At 44.0% G+C, this 18,060-nt stretch carries 13 protein-coding genes; 9 read left to right on the top strand and 4 right to left on the bottom strand.

All coding sequences use genetic code 11. From position 1 onward, the window contains the following. Positions 1 to 24: 24 nt before the first annotated feature. The 4 genes from RE317_RS15105 to RE317_RS15090 all read left to right on the top strand — a co-directional run bounded on the left by RE317_RS15105 (position 25) and on the right by RE317_RS15090 (position 6,922). Complete coding sequence (locus RE317_RS15105; protein WP_032939365.1) at positions 25 to 1,908, top strand: DUF4980 domain-containing protein; 1,884 nt, start codon at positions 25 to 27, stop codon at positions 1,906 to 1,908. Between the two features lie 15 nt (positions 1,909 to 1,923). After that, the gene (locus tag RE317_RS15100; protein WP_008667877.1) at positions 1,924 to 3,084 is read left to right on the top strand and encodes an MFS transporter; all 1,161 of its coding nucleotides are present in this window, start codon (positions 1,924 to 1,926) and stop codon (positions 3,082 to 3,084) included. Positions 3,085 to 3,111: 27 nt separating this feature from the next. Continuing rightward, positions 3,112 to 3,999, top strand: a complete 888-nt coding sequence (locus RE317_RS15095) for a carbohydrate kinase (RefSeq protein WP_005838670.1) — start codon at positions 3,112 to 3,114, stop codon at positions 3,997 to 3,999. Between the two features lie 196 nt (positions 4,000 to 4,195). Beyond that, positions 4,196 to 6,922: a substrate-binding domain-containing protein gene (locus RE317_RS15090; protein ID WP_008667879.1), complete on the top strand. Its 2,727-nt coding sequence runs from the start codon at positions 4,196 to 4,198 to the stop codon at positions 6,920 to 6,922. A 42-nt stretch (positions 6,923 to 6,964) separates the two neighbouring features. On the opposite strand, the gene RE317_RS15085 is transcribed toward RE317_RS15090, so the two are convergent. Then, entirely contained in the window at positions 6,965 to 7,393 is a 429-nt protein-coding gene (locus RE317_RS15085; RefSeq protein ID WP_005838664.1) for an amino acid-binding protein, read from the bottom strand. Between the two features lie 11 nt (positions 7,394 to 7,404). Further along, a complete protein-coding gene (locus RE317_RS15080; RefSeq protein WP_005838662.1) occupies positions 7,405 to 8,703 on the bottom strand; it encodes a phenylacetate--CoA ligase family protein in 1,299 nt (432 codons plus the stop codon). 113 nt (positions 8,704 to 8,816) lie between these two features. Between RE317_RS15080 and RE317_RS15075 the strand changes: the two genes are divergently transcribed. After that, the gene (locus RE317_RS15075; protein WP_005838660.1) at positions 8,817 to 9,464 is read left to right on the top strand and encodes a DUF3256 family protein; all 648 of its coding nucleotides are present in this window, start codon (positions 8,817 to 8,819) and stop codon (positions 9,462 to 9,464) included. Positions 9,465 to 9,548: 84 nt separating this feature from the next. On the opposite strand, the gene RE317_RS15070 is transcribed toward RE317_RS15075, so the two are convergent. Continuing rightward, complete coding sequence (locus RE317_RS15070; RefSeq protein WP_005838658.1) at positions 9,549 to 9,803, bottom strand: type B 50S ribosomal protein L31; 255 nt, start codon at positions 9,801 to 9,803, stop codon at positions 9,549 to 9,551. Between the two features lie 331 nt (positions 9,804 to 10,134). Here RE317_RS15070 and RE317_RS15065 point away from each other — a divergent pair, with 331 nt between their 5' ends. Then, positions 10,135 to 11,139 carry a class II fructose-bisphosphate aldolase gene (locus RE317_RS15065; protein WP_005943012.1) on the top strand — a complete coding sequence of 335 codons (1,005 nt, stop codon included), beginning with the start codon at positions 10,135 to 10,137 and terminating at the stop codon, positions 11,137 to 11,139. A gap of 171 nt (positions 11,140 to 11,310) precedes the next feature. Here RE317_RS15065 and RE317_RS15060 read toward each other — a convergent pair whose 3' ends face one another. Beyond that, positions 11,311 to 12,141 carry a helix-turn-helix domain-containing protein gene (locus tag RE317_RS15060; protein WP_005853589.1) on the bottom strand — a complete coding sequence of 277 codons (831 nt, stop codon included), beginning with the start codon at positions 12,139 to 12,141 and terminating at the stop codon, positions 11,311 to 11,313. Positions 12,142 to 12,288: 147 nt separating this feature from the next. Here RE317_RS15060 and RE317_RS15055 point away from each other — a divergent pair, with 147 nt between their 5' ends. The 3 genes from RE317_RS15055 to RE317_RS15045 are packed head-to-tail and all read left to right on the top strand — an operon-like array spanning position 12,289 to position 17,998. After that, complete coding sequence (locus RE317_RS15055; RefSeq protein WP_008667887.1) at positions 12,289 to 13,404, top strand: efflux RND transporter periplasmic adaptor subunit; 1,116 nt, start codon at positions 12,289 to 12,291, stop codon at positions 13,402 to 13,404. A gap of 8 nt (positions 13,405 to 13,412) precedes the next feature. After that, positions 13,413 to 16,628 carry an efflux RND transporter permease subunit gene (locus RE317_RS15050; protein WP_005838650.1) on the top strand — a complete coding sequence of 1,072 codons (3,216 nt, stop codon included), beginning with the start codon at positions 13,413 to 13,415 and terminating at the stop codon, positions 16,626 to 16,628. Beyond that, positions 16,625 to 17,998, top strand: a complete 1,374-nt coding sequence (locus tag RE317_RS15045) for a TolC family protein (RefSeq protein WP_008667889.1) — start codon at positions 16,625 to 16,627, stop codon at positions 17,996 to 17,998. Before RE317_RS15050 ends, RE317_RS15045 begins: the two co-directional genes overlap by 4 nt. Positions 17,999 to 18,060 lie beyond the last annotated feature (62 nt).

Genomic DNA, 18,060 nt, shown 5'->3' with positions numbered 1-18,060 from the left:
AAAACTTTTAATATCCTATACTTCATGAAAACAAATCTTGTTAACCTTGCATTAGGTTTAGCCTTTACAGGAGGCGCTGTTTCTTGTCAGTCACAAAAAAATGACCTGGTTTTCGAACATCAGGGAGATACGGTGACAATCGTACATATTGTCCGTCCCGCTAAATATTTGTTGCTTCCGATTCAGGAGAGCAGCAAGGAAGGACTGGTAAGGCTGGATACTGGGAGCCCCGCAGATACCGATATGGATGTGCGTCTGGCTACAGACAGCGTTGAATATTATGTTCCGTTTGCCTTGCCTCAGGGAAGTGAGGAAGCTACTGTCATTATAAAGAAGGTGGCGGCAGATGCGCTGTGTTGGGACAGCATCCGGGTTTCGGATACATTTGATACGGCAAACAGGGATAAGTTCCGTCCGGTTTATCATCACACTCCGCTTTATGGCTGGATGAATGATGCCAACGGACTGGTTTATAAAGACGGTGAATATCACCTTTATTTTCAATATAATCCATACGGCTCCGTATGGGGAAATATGCACTGGGGACATTCCGTGAGCAAGGATTTGGTTCATTGGGAGCATCTTGACCCGGCGATTGCCCGTGATACATTGGGGCATATCTTTTCGGGAAGTGCCATTGTGGATAAACATAACAGCGCAGGCTACGGTGAAAATACAATTGTCGCTTTTTATACTTCGCACCGTAATATACCCGGTGGGCAGAGCCAGGTGCAAAGTATGGCATACAGTACGGACAACGGGCGTACTTATACGAAGTATGAACAGAATCCGGTTCTTACTCCGTTTGACGGACTACAGAATTTCCGTGACCCGAAGGTCTTTTGGTATGAACCCGAACAGAAATGGATTATGATTGTCAGTGCGGACAAGAATATGCGTTTTTATTCATCTGCCAACTTGAAGCAATGGGAATACATGAGTGAGTTTGGAGAAGGATTTGGTCCTCAGCCCAATCAGTTCGAATGTCCGGATTTCATCCAACTGCCTGTAGATGGTGACCGGACCAGGATGAAATGGGTGATGATTGTCAATATCAATCCGGGATTTGTCTATGGAGGCAGCGGTACGATGTATTTTACAGGAGACTTTGACGGGCATCAGTTTGTATGTGATACGAAACCCGAGGTGGTGAAATGGCTCGACTGGGGAAAAGACCATTATGCCACTGTTTGTTTCTCGAATACCGGCGACCGTGTCATTGCCGTACCTTGGATGAGCAACTGGCAGTATGCTAACTATACTCCTATACAACAGTTCCGCAGTGCCAATGCTTTGCCGCGTGAGCTGAGTCTGTATACGGGAGAAGACAAACAGCTTTATCTGAGTGCCGCACCGGTAAAGGAAACGGAGCACTTGCGGAAAGATTCTAAAAAGCTGGATGATTTTACAGTAAATGGCGAGAAGCGTTTAGAAACACTTTTTGAAAATAACGACGGCGCTTTTGAACTGGAATTGCAACTGGTGTCGGCTGGTAAAGAGGCTGGTTTTGAATTGCTGAACAGTTTGGGTGAGAAGGTGAAGATTTATTTGGACGCTTCGGAGGGACGTGTGGTAATGGACCGTGCGGAAAGTGGTATTGTAGATTTTGGCAAGAAGGTAAAACCGCATGATTTGGATACTGAAGAAAGTTATGCTCGTTATAAAGAGGTTACGGTGAATTATAAAAATGATTTTGCTTTGGGGACTTGGGCTCCGATAAACACCGCGAAGGCACATAAAATTCAAGTTTTTGTGGATAATGGAAGTGTGGAGTTGTTTGTTGACGGTGGCCGCGTTGCCATGACTAATCTGGTATTCCCGAATGAACCTTATAACTCTTTGCGTTTTTATAGTAAAGGAGGAGAGATGAAGATTTCAAATTTCACAATATATAAGTTAGGTTTGTAAACTAAGTATAAAGCCATGAATAGCAATAAAAATCTGTATGCCAAATTAATTCCGGTGATGCTGTGTTTCTTCGCCATGGGATTTGTAGACCTGGTGGGGATTGCATCGAATTATGTAAAAGCGGATCTGGATCTGACAGACTCTCAAGCCAATATATTTCCTTCCTTGGTCTTCTTCTGGTTCCTGATTTTCTCCGTACCTACAGGTATTCTGATGAATAAGATAGGGCGTAAGAAGACAGTTCTTCTGAGTCTGATTGTCACTTTTGCCTCTTTGCTGCTCCCTATATTCGGCGACGGCTATACGCTTATGTTGATTTCTTTCTCTTTACTGGGTATCGGTAATGCATTGATGCAAACCTCTTTGAATCCGTTGCTGAGTAATATTATTGCGGGGGAAAAGTTGGCAAGTACATTGACTTTCGGTCAGTTTGTAAAAGCTATTGCTTCCTTTCTTGCCCCTTACATTGCCATGTGGGGAGCGATGCAGGCTATTCCTACTTTCGGGCTTGGCTGGCGGGTATTATTTCCTGTTTATATGGTGATAGCCGTTTTTGCCATCGTGTTGTTGGGGCTGACTCCTATTGAGGAAGAGAAACCCGATAAAGCGTCCGGCTTCAAAGCGTGCTTTTCCTTGTTGGGAAAACCGTTTATTCTCTTGTCTTTCATTGGGATCATGTGCCATGTCGGTATTGATGTCGGTACGAATACAACGGCTCCTAAAATCTTGATGGAGCGTTTGGATATGACATTGGCTGAGGCCGGTTTTGCAACAAGTCTTTATTTTATTTTCCGTACGGTGGGTTGCTTCCTCGGAGCCTTTATCTTGCAAAAGGCTTCTGCAAAGTCTTTCTTTGCTCTCAGTGTCGTGTTCATGTTGCTGGCAATGGTGGGATTATTTATATTCCATTCGGAAACAATTATTTATATTTGCATTGCCATGATTGGTTTCGGTAACTCCAATGTGTTCTCTATTATATTCTCGCAGGCATTGTTTGCCATGCCCGAAAAGAAAAATGAAGTTTCCGGATTGATGATTATGGGGCTGTTCGGCGGTACGGTATTTCCGTTGGCCATGGGAGTTGCCAGTGATGCCATGGGGCAGAGTGGCGCTGTGGCGGTGATGACTGTCGGAGTTATCTATTTGTTGATGTATACCTTGAAAATAAAGAAATGATTTTAATTGTAAACAGTAAATAATATCATGAATCAAATCATCGTAGGAATGGGTGAGGCACTATGGGATGTGCTGCCCGAAGGAAAGAAAATTGGTGGTGCTCCGGCAAACTTCGCTTATCATGTGTCACAATTCGGTTTTGACAGCCGGGTGGTCAGTGCGATTGGCGATGACAAGCTGGGTAATGAGATACTTGAGAATTTTGATGGCAAGAACTTGAAGTATCAGATAGAGAAAGTGCCTTATCCCACAGGAACCGTACAGGTGGAACTGGACCCTAATGGGGTACCTATGTATGATATAAAAGAAGGGGTGGCTTGGGATAATATACCTTTTACACCTGCTTTGGAAGAGTTGGCAAAGAATACCCGTTCCGTATGCTTCGGCTCGTTGGCACAGCGTAGTGTGGTTTCAAGGGAAACAATCAATCGTTTTCTGGATGTGATGCCCGAAGGAGAAGGACAATGTAAAATTTTCGATGTGAATTTGCGCCAAGGTTTCTATACGAAGGAGATTCTTTGCAACTCGATGAAAAAATGTAATATTTTAAAGATTAATGACGAGGAGTTGGTCACTGTGAGCCGTATGTTCGGTTATCCCGGCATAGACTTGCAGGATAAATGCTGGATTCTGTTGGCGAAATATAATCTGAAGATGTTGATTTTAACGTGTGGTGTCAATGGCAGTTATGTCTTTACTCCGGGTGAGATTTCATTTGTAGAGACTCCGAAGGTGGAGGTGGCCGATACGGTAGGTGCGGGCGATTCGTTCACGGCGACTTTTGTAGCTGCTATTTTGAAGGGAAAGCCGGTTGCCGAGGCGCATAAACTGGCTGTTGAGGTTTCTGCATACGTATGTACGCAAAACGGGGCTATGCCTGAGTTGCCGGCTCGTTTAAAGAATGAGTTGATTTAAATTTTAATGATTGCGGATACTCATTCAAATTGGATTGGAAATCATATTCTCTGAGGCTGTATCGCGAAGAACCTGTAAATACAAAGTAGATGTAATCAGGTTCTTCGCGATGTTCTTTTTTTTACTTTCTCTTGCAGATGTTTGTTTTATTAGCGGTTACCTTTTATCTTTGTTATCTATAAATACCTTGAGGAACATGAAAAAACATCTTTTGTTTTTGATTTTATGCCTTATGGGAATTCTGACATCGTGCAGTCAGAAACATACGCGCTATTACATTGGTGTTTCACAATGTAGTGATGACGAATGGCGGCATAAAATGAATCATGAAATTGTACGTGAAGCCTTGTTTTATGATGGGGTGGAGGTGGAGATCCGTACCGCGAAAGATAATAACCGGAATCAGATAGAAGATATCAACTATTTTATTGACAGGAAAGTTGATTTATTGATTGTCGCTCCGAATGAGGCGGCGGCTGTCACTCCTGTTGTGGAGAAGGCATACGGGCTGGGAATACCTGTTGTGGTAATTGACCGTAAGATTTTGTCGGACCGTTATACGGCTTTTGTGGGCGCTGATAATTGTGAGATTGGCAAAGATGTGGGACAATATATTGTGAACCGTTTGGGTGGAAAAGGGAAGATTTTGGAGATAACGGGACTGGAAGGTTCCACTCCGGCTATGGAGCGTCATAGAGGATTGGCGGATGCCTTGAAGGCAGAGCCTGGAATAGAAATTGCCGCCAGCGTGGACGGAGCCTGGCTGCAAAGTGTGGCTGGGGAGAAAATGGATTCCATACTTCAAGACAATAAGGGTATAAATCTGGTTTTTGCCCAAAATGACCGCATGGCTGTCGGGGCTTATTTGTCGGCCAGACAGCGACAGTTGGAAAAGGAAATGTTGTTTGTCGGTATTGATGCGTTGCCTGGCAAGGGGTATGGAGTGGAGCAGGTACTGGAAGGGGTGTTGGATGCCACTTTTATTTACCCTACCGGAGGAGATAAAGTGATGCAGGTGGCGATGGATATTTTGGAGAAGCGTCCGTATGAACGGGATACTAAGTTATCAACAGCCCTTGTTGATAAAACGAATGCCCGTGTCATGCAGTTGCAGACAGACCACATTGCCGAACAGGACGGAAAGATAGAACGGCTGAATAATCAGGTGGACGAATATTGGTCAAGATACTCTGCCCAGACCATGTTTCTGTATGCATGTCTGATTATCCTGTTACTGTTTGCTGCCTTATTGGCGATCATCGTCCGTGCGTATTGGACAAAGAACCGGATGAACATGGAGTTATCCCGTCAAAAGAAACAATTGGAGGAACAACGCGACCAACTGATCAGCCTCTCCAAGCAGTTGGAAGAGGCGACTCATGCCAAGCTGGTCTTCTTTACGAATGTTTCTCATGATTTCCGTACTCCGCTTACTTTGGTTGCCGATCCGGTGGAACAGCTTTTAGAGGATAAAGACTTGACCTCTAAGCAACGATCCTTATTGAAAGTGGTACATAAGAATGTGAATATTCTGTTGAGGCTGGTCAACCAGATTCTTGATTTCCGTAAGTATGAAAATGGTAAACTGGAGTTGGTGAGAACCAATATGGACCTGCGTGCGCAATTACAGGAATGGAGCCATGCATTTCAAACATTGGCTTTGAGAAAGCATATCCATTTTGTTCTGGACGTGGACGATGACCGGACAGACTGTCTGATGGCGTTGGATGCCGAAAAGATGGAACGTGTCTATTTTAATTTATTGTCCAATGCGTTTAAGTTTACCCCGGAGAATGGAACTATCACTGTCACACTTTCTACTTTAATAAAGGAGGAAAATAGAAGATATGTCCGTCTGGTAGTTGCTGATACCGGTTCGGGAATCTCTGTCCGGCACATCCGGCATATTTTCGACCGCTTTTATCAGATGGATGTGAACCATGCGGGCTCAGGTATTGGTCTTGCTTTGGCAAAGGCTTTTGTCGAGTTGCACGGCGGGGTGATAACGGTGGACAGTGTGGAAGGAAAAGGAACAGTGTTTACGGTGGATATTCCTATGGAGATAGTGGAGGGGCAGTCTGTAGATCGGATACAGGAACCGCACACTACACAGCCGACGGTGGTGGAGGAATTGGAGGAGACGGAAACAGAAGAACGGCTTCCGGATGAGAATAAGGAATGCATCTTGATAATTGACGATAATGCGGATGTACGTGGCTATGTGAAATCATTATTGAAAGAGGAATATACGGTGATAGAGGCTGCCGACGGACATGCCGGATTAAAGAAAGCTATGAAATATGTGCCTGATGCCATTATCTGTGATGTGATGATGCCGGTGATGGACGGATTGGAATGTTGCAGGAAGCTGAAAATGGAATTACAGACTTCTCATATTCCGGTGATGTTGCTTACTGCCTGTTCTTTGGATGAACAGCGGATACAGGGGTTTGAATGTGGAGCGGATTCTTATATTTCCAAACCTTTTAATTCCAAATTGTTATTGGTGCGTCTTCGGAATCTGATTGATAACCATAAGCGGTTGAAACAGTTTTTCGGAGATAAGATTACTTTGTCTAAAGAGTCTGTAAGCGAGGTGGATAAAGGATTTGTGGAGCGCTTCAGAGAGCTGATAGAAGCAAATTTGACAGATTCTGAGTTAAGTGTGGAAGAATTAGGCAGTAAGATGGGATTAAGCAGGGTGCAGCTTTATCGTAAGATTAAGTCACTTACCAATTATTCTCCCAATGAACTGGTGCGTATTGCCAGATTAAAGAAAGCTGCTTCTTTGTTGGCTTCTTCTGAGAAAACCATATCCGAGATAACGTATGAGGTAGGTTTTACATCTCCTTCTTATTTTACCAAGTGTTACAAGGAATATTTCGGAGAAAGTCCTACGGATTTCTTGAAACGCAGAGGATAATTGTGGGGGCGGACACGCAGCTCCGCCCCTACAAGGAATACTTTAAATCAGTGTTGATAAATCTTTTTCGGCTACAAAAGAGAGATTATTAAGAATAATCACTTCCCTTGCTCTGTCCGGATTGTCTGTCCGGAAAATCAAGATGCCTTTATTTCCTAACAGGAAGGAATACAGATAAGTAATGCCTATTTGGGCTTCACTGAAAATGGTGATGGCGTCTGCCGCCCGCCCCGGCTGATTGTCTAGTGTGATGGCGAACACATCGGAGAGTGCCACGGAGATTCCTGCCTCTTTCAGCGTCTCGTATGCGCGTTTGGGTTCCGAGCAGATGATACGGTAAATGCCATACTCTACTGTATCGGCAATGGTAGAGGCAATCAGCTGTATGCCTGCTTCTTTCAATAAGTTCAATACTTTCTGTAGTGTCCCCGATTTGTTTTCGATGAAGACGGATAATTGTTGTATAGTCATAAACTTATTTTTTAAAAGGTTTTACGTAAGTCTTTCACACGGACTGCTTTACCTTCCGATTTAGGCAGTGCTCCTTTGGGTACCAGTTTCACACGTGGGGTAACCAATATCTCATCTTTCAGTTGGCGGGTAATTTCCCGGGTCAATGCTTGCAGGCGTCCATAGTCATCGGTGAACAGTTGGCTCAATTCCACTTCTACAGTCATTTCGTCATTAGATTCGGCGGTTTCGAGTGTGATCAGATAGTCACTGCCCAATTCTTTGAATTGCAATAAAATCGTTTCAATCTGAATGGGGAAGATATTGACCCCTTTCAGGATAATCATATCGTCGCTGCGCCCTTTCATTCTGTCCAGACGTTTGTGATGGCGGCCGCAGGGGCATTCCCCCGGCAGAATGCGGGTCAGATCACGGGTACGGTATCTCAATAACGGCATCGCCTCGCGGTTGATGGTGGTCAGTACCAGTTCGCCCACTTCACCCTCGGGCACAGGTTCCAATGTGTCGGGGTCGATGATTTCTACGATATAATAGTCTTCCCATATATGCAATCCGTTTTGTTCCTGGCATTCAAAAGCCACACCGGGACCGCACATTTCGGACATACCGAAAGAGTTGTAGGCTTTTACACCCAGCATATCTTCGATGCGGCGGCGTTGTTCTTCGGAATGAGGTTCCGCTCCTATGATCAATGTTCTCAATTTGGTGTCACGACGCGGATCAATCCCCATTTCCTGCATTACCTCGTACATACGGGCTGCGTAACTGGGAATGGCGTGCAAGGCGGTGGTTCCGAAATCGGAGATGAATTTCAACTGGCGTTTGGTGTTTCCGGCAGCGGCAGGTACAGTCAGCATTCCCAGCCTTTCAGCACCATATTGAAAGCCCAGCCCGCCGGTGAACATTCCATAGCCGGAAGAGTTCTGGAAAATATCTCCCGGACGTAATCCTACCATATAAAGACAGCGGGCCACTGCATTAGCCCATTCGTCAAGGTCTTTTTGGGTATGCAGAATGACAGTGGGATTTCCGGTTGTTCCACTGGATGAGTGAAGGCGGACTGTTTTTTCCAAAGGTACGGACGCCAGTCCGAAAGGATAAGTGTCACGTAGATCTTGTTTGGTGGTAAACGGGATTTTCTGTAAATCATCCAATGAACGGATATCTTCCGGACTCAGATGATTTTCGGCAAACCGTTGTTTATAGAAAGGGGAATTCATGCAATGGCGGACAGTCTTTTGCAGTCGTTCCAATTGTAGTTTCTCAATTTCGGGTCGTGTCAGGGTCTCTAACTCTTTGTGTAAATACATAGCATTTCCTGTTTAGTTGGTTATCAGTCCGACAAAAATAGAAAAAAATATAATGCGGTTGGGAATAAGCTGACAAAATATGTATCTTTGGAGGATTTTAATTTGAAAATGTGATGAAAAAGACATTGTTTGTAATAGGTATGCTGTTATGTGGGCTTTCATTGTACGCTCAGGATATGAAAACTCTTTTTATTGCCATGCCCGATTCGGTGGCTCCTTTATTGACAAAGGTAAATCGTGAGGATTGTGTGGATTTTCTGGCAAGCAATATGAAAGCGGAAGTGAAAAATCGTTTTGGCAAAGTATCTGAACTGAAAAGACTGACGGATGATTATTTGTTTCTGCAAACCACCGGAAGTAGCTCTATGGAAATGAAACTGTTACCCTTGAATGATTCTGTAAAGGTGATTTGTGTAGTGAATACTGTTTGCGGTCCGGCTTGTGATAGTGAAGTTCGTTTTTATAATACGGACTGGCAGCAACTGGCGAAGGAGGATTTTATTCAGCTTCCCTCCGTCGGGGCTTTTTATCTGCCGGTGGATACGCTGACCGATGAGGCTTATGCCGCGATTAGAGAGAAGGCGGATATGGAGTTGGTGAAAGCCACTTTATCAGAAGACAAACCTATTATTTCTTTTACTTATACTACTCCGGATTATCTGGCAAAGACGGAACGGGAAAAATTGGTTGTATACATCAGGAAAGAACCTGTAGTGTATGAATGGAAGGGGGGAAAGTATAATGATGTATCTTTGAAATAAAGGTGGATACGTATGATAAAATAAAAGGCTGCAAACTTATCGGGTTGCAGCCTTTTATTTTGGAACTTATGTATAAGTTACAAATTACTTTTTCATACGGTTGCCGTAGCGGCTCATGAACTTGTCTACACGACCAGCTGTATCTACTAACTTGGATTTACCAGTGTAGAACGGGTGTGATGTATTAGAAATTTCCAGTTTTACCAACGGATAAGTTTCACCTTCGAATTCGATGGTTTCTTTTGTGCTACAAGTTGAACGTGACAAAAATACATCACCGTTTGACATGTCTTTGAATACTACGGGACGATAGTTTTCAGGATGAATACCTTTTTTCATTTCTGTATATTATTTTATTGTTATTATTTTTTTTACTTGTCTGGTAAACAATATTGGGTGTAATGGTCCATTTTGGACCGCAAAGATACTGCTTTTCTTTGAAATAGAAAAAACTTCGGGCTGTTTTTTCTTCTAAAAGCCTTATTTTCTTCTTTTATAGTATTGTAAGGTAGACATTACAATATAATCAGTTTGTATGTTTTAGTGAAGAAAATAGTTAATAAAATCATTTTTTATGAGATATTTTTGGTGTGAACTTGCCATAGTTAGCGCATTTATGATTACTTTTGCAGTGGAATTTAATTCACTAACAATTATAAATATTAGAACAATGGTTAATTACAAAGATTTAGGTCTGGTAAACACTAGAGATATGTTTGCTAAGGCTATCAAAGGTGGATATGCAATTCCTGCATTCAACTTCAACAATATGGAACAGATGCAGGCTATCATCAAAGCTGCAGTAGAAACAAAATCTCCGGTTATTTTGCAGGTTTCAAAAGGTGCTCGTCAGTATGCTAACGCTACTTTGTTGCGTTACATGGCTCAGGGTGCTGTAGAATATGCAAAAGAATTAGGTTGTGCAAAACCTGAAATCGTTCTTCACCTTGACCACGGAGATACTTTCGAAACTTGCAAGAGCTGTATCGACTCAGGTTTCTCTTCTGTAATGATCGACGGTTCTCACCTGCCTTACGAAGAAAACGTTGCTTTGACTAAGAAGGTGGTTGACTACGCTCATCAGTTTGATGTAACTGTAGAAGGTGAATTGGGTGTATTGGCCGGTGTGGAAGATGAAGTTTCTTCTGATCATCATACTTATACTGACCCTGAAGAAGTAATTGATTTTGCTACTCGTACAGGTTGCGACTCATTGGCTATCTCTATCGGTACTTCTCACGGTGCATACAAATTTACTCCGGAACAGTGCCACATTGATCCTGCTACAGGTCGTATGGTTCCTCCTCCTTTGGCATTCGAAGTATTGGATGCTGTAATGGAAAAACTTCCGGGATTCCCCATCGTTCTTCATGGTTCTTCATCAGTTCCTCAGGAAGAAGTTGAAACAATCAACAAGTATGGTGGTGCATTGAAGGCTGCTATCGGTATCCCTGAAGAAGAATTGCGCAAGGCTGCCAAGTCTGCTGTTTGCAAAATCAACATTGACTCAGACTCTCGTTTGGCTATGACTGCTGCTATCCGTCAGACTTTTGCTGAAAAACCGGCAGAATTCGACCCGCGTAAGTACTTAGGTCCGGCTCGTGACAATATGGAAAAACTGTACAAGCACAAAATTATTAACGTGCTGGGTTCAGACAATAAATTGGCTGAATAATTAATTCATCCTATATAATAAGGTAAAGGCTGCTTTCGGAGGTGAAGGCAGCCTTTTACTTTATCCGTCATAAACGCTGAAGGGTTCTCAACTACTATAGGGTAATGAAGCATTTACCGCATAGTAGTTGCCCAACTACTGCATAGTAATGCACCCACTACTATGCAGTAGTCAATTCTGGTTTCTATACTGCAAAGGCGACAGCCCCGTATGCTTCTTGAAATAACGCCCAAAGAAGGACTGGTCCGGAAAGCAAAGCTGATTGGATATTTCCTGCACGCTTAAGTTCGTTGATTTCAATAACACTTTGATTTCCAGAATGACATGCTTGTCTATGATGCTTTTGGCGGTGGTGTTTGTCACATTCTGTATCACAGTAGATAAGTATCTGGGAGTGATAAACAACTTGTTGGCATAAAAAGAGACTTCACGCTGGGTGGTGCAATGCTTGTGTACCAACTGGATAAACCGCTTGAACAGCTCTTCCTGCCGGCTGATACCTTCGGGACGTTTCATGAGAAACAGGCGATGAGTCTTGTCGTAGATATCCAACAGGAAACTCTGGATATAATTCTTCAGGATTTGCTGGCGGAAACAGTTGTCCCGGTCGTGATAAAGGTCTTCAATGCCCGAAGCAAGCCCGTTGATGCTCCGCGTGCGCTCCTCAGGAAGGGTTACGCAAGGGTTCTCCTTGAGGAAACGGAAGAAGGAAAGGTCAAGGCGCGCCGTCACTTCTTGAAACAATATGCGCGAGAAAGCGATATATGAGATGGTGAAATCGGGGCTGATATTGGTGAAATTGACAATTGTGTCCGGCAGCAAAACTACTTGCGTATTAGGCGCCAGCTCATACTCCTGCAAATCAATCATGATATGCGCATGTCCCTCCCGGCAGAAAAGGATAGCCGTGTCTTCTAGCTTCATCAAACGGTTCGCCCAGCCGGCAAAGTGGCCGGTCCCCGATACAAAGGGCTCTTCATTAGTGGTGTGTAAAATTTCCATTCTTGTTCTTATTTTGACGCGAATTTAAATGTTTTTTTTGATATAATGAGTTGTTTGTTCCTGTTTTGAACATTTGTCGCTACGAATTGAACGCTTGGGGATGAGAAATTCCAACTACCTTTGCCCCGAATTTAAAAAGATTGGAATATGATGACATTGAACAAAAAATGGATGCGACTAATGGTATTGGTTGGTTGTGCTGCTTTGACAGCGTCGTGTAAACAGGCGCCTGTTGCACAAATGGAGGCGGAGTATGCGGTATTAAAGGTATCACCGTCGGACAAAGTTTTGTCTACTACTTATTCGGCTACGATCCGTGGCCGCCAGGATATTGATATTTATCCGCAAGTTTCCGGTTTCCTTACCCGGCTTTGTGTGGAGGAAGGACAGGCAGTGCGTAAAGGGCAAGTCTTATTTATTATTGACCAAGTGCCTTATAAGGCGGCATTGGAAACAGCTGTCGCCAATGTGGAATCGGCGAAAGCCGGACTGGCAACAGCACAGTTGACATACGATAGCAAGAAAGAATTGTTTGCAAAGAAAGTAGTTTCTGAATTTGATTTGAGGACGGCAGAAAACTCATGGCTTACTGCCAAGGCCCAGTTGGCCCAGGCGAAAGCGCAGGAGGTGAGTGCCCGCAATGACCTTTCGTATACAGAAGTGAAAAGTCCTTCGGATGGGGTGATTGGTACATTGCCTTATCGGGTAGGTACATTGGTTAGTGCCAGTTTGCCACAACCGTTGACTACGGTTTCTGATAATTCGGATATGTATGTCTACTTTTCGATGACTGAAAATCAATTGTTGGCTCTGACCCGTCAATATGGTTCCAAAGCAGAAGCGTTGAAAAATATGCCGGAAGTGGAACTGCAATTGAATGACAAGTCTATGTATGGCGAAAAGGGACGCATTGAAACCATCAGTGGGGTGGTAGACCGTAATACGGGTACCGCAAGTCTGCGTGCCGTATTCCCGAATAAGAATGGGTTGCTGTATAGCGGAACATCGGGAAATGTGATTCTTCCGGTTACGATGAAAGGAAGTTTGGTTATTCCTCAGGCTACCACTTTTGAAATTCAGGATATTACATACGTATATAAAGTCGTGGACGGCAAGACACAATCAGCTCCTGTCAGTGTGACCCGTGTAAATGGAGGACAGGAATATATCGTGAACGATGGATTGAAAGAGGGGGATGTCATTGTAGCGGAAGGCGTAGGTTTGCTGCGTGAAGGTACTCCCATTAAAGTAAAACAGAATTAAGAAAGACTATGAATTTAAGAACCTTTATAGAACGCCCCATCCTGTCGGCTGTTATTTCTATTTCGATAGTGGTAGTGGGTATCATCGGGCTGTTCACTTTGCCCGTCGAACAATATCCTGATATTGCTCCGCCTACCATTCAGGTAAGTACCTCTTATTTTGGTGCCAGTGCGGAAACTCTTCAGAAGAGTGTTATCGCTCCGTTGGAGGAAGCGATTAACGGTGTGGAAAATATGACTTATATGACTTCTACCGCTTCAAATGCCGGAGTTGTGGATATCACTGTGTATTTTAAACAAGGGACAGACCCCGATATGGCAGCGGTCAATGTGCAGAACCGTGTATCGAAGGCAACCGGACAGTTACCGGCAGAAGTAACGCAGGTGGGTGTGACTACCTCAAAGCGGCAGACCAGTATTTTGCAGATGTTCTCACTATATAGTCCGGATGATTCGTATGATGAGAAATTCTTGTCCAACTATATCAGTATTAACTTGAAACCTGCTATTCTTCGTATCCAGGGTGTGGGTGATATGATGATTATGGGGGGTGACTATAGTATGCGTATCTGGATGAAGCCTGACGTGATGGCCCAGTATAAATTGATTCCATCGGATGTGACCCAAGTGTTGGCTGAACAGAATATTGAATCGGCTACCGGTTCATTCGGAGAAAACTCTGATGAAACTTATCAATATACAATGAAGTATAAAGGGCGTCTGATTACTCCGGAAGAGTTTGGGGAAATTGTGATCCGGTCTTCGGATAATGGCGAAGTGTTGAAGCTGAAAGAAATTGCCGATATAGAGATGGGCGAGGAAAGCTATGCCTATCATGGGGCTATGAATGGTCATCCTGGTATTTCCTGTATGATTTTTCAGACGGCAGGATCGAATGCGACAGAAGTAAACAATAATATTGATGCCTTTTTGGAAGAAGCAAGGAAGGATCTGCCCAAAGGGGTGGAGATGGTTCAGGTTATGAGCTCCAATGACTTTTTGTATGCATCTATCCATGAGGTGATAAAAACCTTGTTCGAGGCCATTTTTTTGGTAATCTTAATTGTATATGTATTTTTGCAGGATATCCGTTCTACTATTATTCCGTTGGTGGGGATCATCGTGTCCTTGATTGGTACATTTGCTTTTATGTCCATAGCAGGATTCAGTATCAACCTGATTACCCTGTTTGCTTTGGTGTTGGTGATCGGTACGGTGGTGGATGATGCCATTGTTGTCGTCGAGGCGGTGCAGGCGCGTTTTGATGTGGGATATCGTTCTTCTTATATGGCTAGTATTGATGCGATGAAGGGGATTAGCAATGCGGTCATCTCTTCTTCGTTGGTATTTATGGCTGTGTTTATTCCGGTTTCGTTTATGAGTGGAACTTCGGGTACTTTCTATACTCAGTTTGGTTTGACTATGGCGGTTGCCGTAGGTATCTCTGCCGTCAATGCACTGACTTTGAGTCCGGCGCTGTGTGCTTTGTTCTTGAAACCGTATATCAATGAGGATGGAACGGAAAAAAACAATTTTGCAGCACGTTTCCGTAAAGCGTTCAATGCTGCTTTCGATGCAATGATTGAACGATATAAGAAAGGGGTATTGTTCTTTATCAAACGCAAATGGATGGTATGGACACTTCTTGCGGCCTCGGTAGTACTATTGGCTTTCTTGATGAATACAACTAAAACCAGTTTGGTGCCTGATGAAGACCAGGGGGTTGTATTTGTGAATGTCAGCACGGCGGCAGGTAGTTCATTGAAAACGACTAATGACGTAATGATGCGTATTGAAAAGCGCATGATGGATATTCCTCAGGTGCTGCATGTGCAGCGTGTGGCAGGTTATGGTCTGCTAGCCGGACAGGGTAACTCTTTTGGTATGTTGATTCTGAAACTGAAACCTTGGGATGAGCGTGAAGGAAAGGAAAATGATGTTCAGGCAGTAATCGGACAGGTATATGGCCGTACGGCAGACATCAAGGATGCCAGTATATTTGCTATTTCTCCGGGTATGATTCCGGGGTATGGTATGGGTAATGCGTTGGAACTCCATATGCAGGATAAACAAGGTGGTGATGTGGGCACTTTCTTCAATACCACTCAACAATATCTGGGTGCTCTGAACCAACGTCCCGAGATCGCGATGGCATACTCTACTTTTGATATCCGTTATCCGCAATGGACGGTAGAAGTGGATGCGTCCAAATGTAAGCGTGCCGGTATCACTCCGGATGCTGTGCTAAGCACATTGTCCGGCTATTATGGTGGGCAGTATGTTTCAAATTTTAATCGTTTCTCTAAAGTATATAAGGTTATGATTCAGGCAGATCCGAAGTATCGTGTGGATGAAAGCTCGTTGAATAATATCTTTGTGCGTATGTCTAATGGCGAGATGGCTCCTCTCAGCCAGTTTGTGACATTGACCCGCAGTTATGGGGCAGAATCGCTGAGCCGTTTCAATATGTTCAATTCTATTGCTGTAAATGCAATGCCTGCCGAAGGGTATAGTACCGGTGATGCCATCCGTGCCGTTCAGGAAACTGCCGTACAGGCACTTCCCAAAGGTTTTGGGTACGACTTTGGTGGTATTACCCGTGAAGAGACCGACCAGGGAGGTACTACCATTATCATCTTTGCTATCTGTTTCTTGATGATTTATCTGATTTTAAGTGCACTTTATGAAAGTTTCCTCATTCCGTTTGCGGTGTTGTTGTCTGTTCCGTTTGGGCTGATGGGTAGCTTCCTGTTTGCGAAGATGATGGGACTGGAGAACAATATTTATTTGCAGACCGGTTTGATTATGTTGATAGGTTTGCTTGCTAAGACTGCCATTTTGCTGACCGAGTACGCTACCGAGCGTCGTAAGGCAGGTATGAGCCTGACTTCCGCTGCACTTTCTGCCGCCAAAGCCCGCTTGCGTCCTATTCTGATGACGGCACTGACTATGATTTTCGGTCTGTTCCCGTTGATGGTTGCCAGTGGAGTAGGTGCTAATGGAAACAGTTCGCTGGGAACAGGTACTGTGGGTGGAATGGTGATCGGTACGCTGGCGTTGCTGTTTATTGTACCTTCTTTGTTTATCGTATTCCAATATTTACAGGAAAAGGTACGTCCTATTCAGTTTCAGCCGGCGGCCGATTGGCAGATTCAAGAGGAATGTGTAGAAGCAAAAGAAGAGAGACAACACCACATCGAAAGCAAAAACGAAGAGAAAAAATGAAAAAACAGATCATCACTCTGACTGTCGCAGCGCTCACACTGAGTAGCTGCGGCATATATACCCAATATAAACCTGCAACCGAAGTGCCCGATAATTTGTATGGGGAAGAGGTGGCAGTTGCTGATACCGTGGATAATATCGGCAATCTGAGCTGGCAGGAGATTTTTACAGATCCGCGGCTTCAGGAATTGATAGAGCAAGGCTTGCGGAACAATACGGATTTGCAGTCAGCACAATGGCGTGTGAAAGAGGCGGAAGCTGCTATGCTGTCAGCCAAATTGGCTTATCTGCCTTCTTTCGCTCTGTCACCTCAGGGGACAGCAAGTAGTTTTGACAAAGGAAAAGCTGTACAAACTTATACTTTACCGGTGGCGGCAAGTTGGGAAATTGATATTTTCGGCCGCATCCGTAATGCGAAACGCCAGGCGAAAGCATTGCTGGAACAGAGCCGTGACTATAAACAGGCTGTCCGGACACAGCTGATAGCCGGTATAGCTAATACTTACTATACCTTGCTGATGCTGGACAATCAGCTGGCCATTTCTGTCCGGACTGAAAAGTCCTGGAAAGAAACCGTAGATGCAACCCGTGCTCTGATGGAAGCCGGATTGGCAAATGAAGCTGCCGTTTCACAAATGGAAGCTACATATTATACTATATGTACTTCAGTTCTTGATCTGAAAGAACAAATTAACCAGGTAGAAAACAGTTTGTCGTTGTTGTTGGCTGAATCTCCTCATGCTATTGAGAGAACGGGCACATGGGACAGTTCTTATATGATGAAGGAACATTTCCCGGTAGGCATCCCTGTGCAAATGCTTGCCAACCGTCCCGATGTACGCAGTGCGGAGCGTTCGTTGGAAGCAGCTTTCTATGCCACAAATCAGGCTCGTTCCGCCTTTTATCCTTCTATTGTTTTAAGTGGAAGTGCGGGATGGACTAATTCAGCAGGAAGTATGATTGTCAATCCGGGCAAGTTCATTGCAACGGCTGTAGCTTCGTTGACCCAGCCACTGTTTAATAAAGGTGCGAACATAGCACAGCTAAAGATAGCTAAAGCTCAGCAAGAAGAAGCCAAACTGAGTTTTCAACAGGCTTTGTTGAATGCAGGAAGTGAAGTGAACGAGGCTTTGGTGAAATATCAGACGGCCCGTGATAAATCAGTTTATTATGATAAACAAATAAATTCATTAAATAAAGCTTTGGAAAGTACCTCTTTGCTGATGCAACATGGGAATACGACTTATCTGGAAGTTTTGACGGCTCAGCAGACTTTGCTTAATGCGGAGTTAACTCAGGTTGCTAACCGTTTTACTGAAATGCAAGGCGTAATCAATCTCTATCAGGCATTGGGTGGAGGTCGTGACTAATTTAGCATACTGTTATCTTCAACGTGTTGAAGAAAGAGAACGCTGCTCTCCGTGAGGAAAGC

Origin of the sequence: Phocaeicola sp. GP0067, assembly GCF_031119655.1 — a bacterium.
Lineage (GTDB): Bacteria > Bacteroidota > Bacteroidia > Bacteroidales > Bacteroidaceae > Phocaeicola > Phocaeicola vulgatus.
This window is presented reverse-complemented; position numbering and strand designations above follow the sequence as displayed.

What these genes read in the sequence shown, in the direction of transcription:
- RE317_RS15105 (WP_032939365.1), top strand. Translation starts at nt 25, where the DNA reads ATGAAAACAAATCTTGTTAACCTTGCATTAGGTTTAGCCTTTACAGGA.
- RE317_RS15100 (WP_008667877.1), top strand. Translation starts at nt 1,924, where the DNA reads ATGAATAGCAATAAAAATCTGTATGCCAAATTAATTCCGGTGATGCTG.
- RE317_RS15095 (WP_005838670.1), top strand. Translation starts at nt 3,112, where the DNA reads ATGAATCAAATCATCGTAGGAATGGGTGAGGCACTATGGGATGTGCTG.
- RE317_RS15090 (WP_008667879.1), top strand. Translation starts at nt 4,196, where the DNA reads ATGAAAAAACATCTTTTGTTTTTGATTTTATGCCTTATGGGAATTCTG.
- RE317_RS15085 (WP_005838664.1), bottom strand. Translation starts at nt 7,393, where the DNA reads ATGACTATACAACAATTATCCGTCTTCATCGAAAACAAATCGGGGACA.
- RE317_RS15080 (WP_005838662.1), bottom strand. Translation starts at nt 8,703, where the DNA reads ATGTATTTACACAAAGAGTTAGAGACCCTGACACGACCCGAAATTGAG.
- RE317_RS15075 (WP_005838660.1), top strand. Translation starts at nt 8,817, where the DNA reads ATGAAAAAGACATTGTTTGTAATAGGTATGCTGTTATGTGGGCTTTCA.
- RE317_RS15070 (WP_005838658.1), bottom strand. Translation starts at nt 9,803, where the DNA reads ATGAAAAAAGGTATTCATCCTGAAAACTATCGTCCCGTAGTATTCAAA.
- RE317_RS15065 (WP_005943012.1), top strand. Translation starts at nt 10,135, where the DNA reads ATGGTTAATTACAAAGATTTAGGTCTGGTAAACACTAGAGATATGTTT.
- RE317_RS15060 (WP_005853589.1), bottom strand. Translation starts at nt 12,141, where the DNA reads ATGGAAATTTTACACACCACTAATGAAGAGCCCTTTGTATCGGGGACC.
- RE317_RS15055 (WP_008667887.1), top strand. Translation starts at nt 12,289, where the DNA reads ATGATGACATTGAACAAAAAATGGATGCGACTAATGGTATTGGTTGGT.
- RE317_RS15050 (WP_005838650.1), top strand. Translation starts at nt 13,413, where the DNA reads ATGAATTTAAGAACCTTTATAGAACGCCCCATCCTGTCGGCTGTTATT.
- RE317_RS15045 (WP_008667889.1), top strand. Translation starts at nt 16,625, where the DNA reads ATGAAAAAACAGATCATCACTCTGACTGTCGCAGCGCTCACACTGAGT.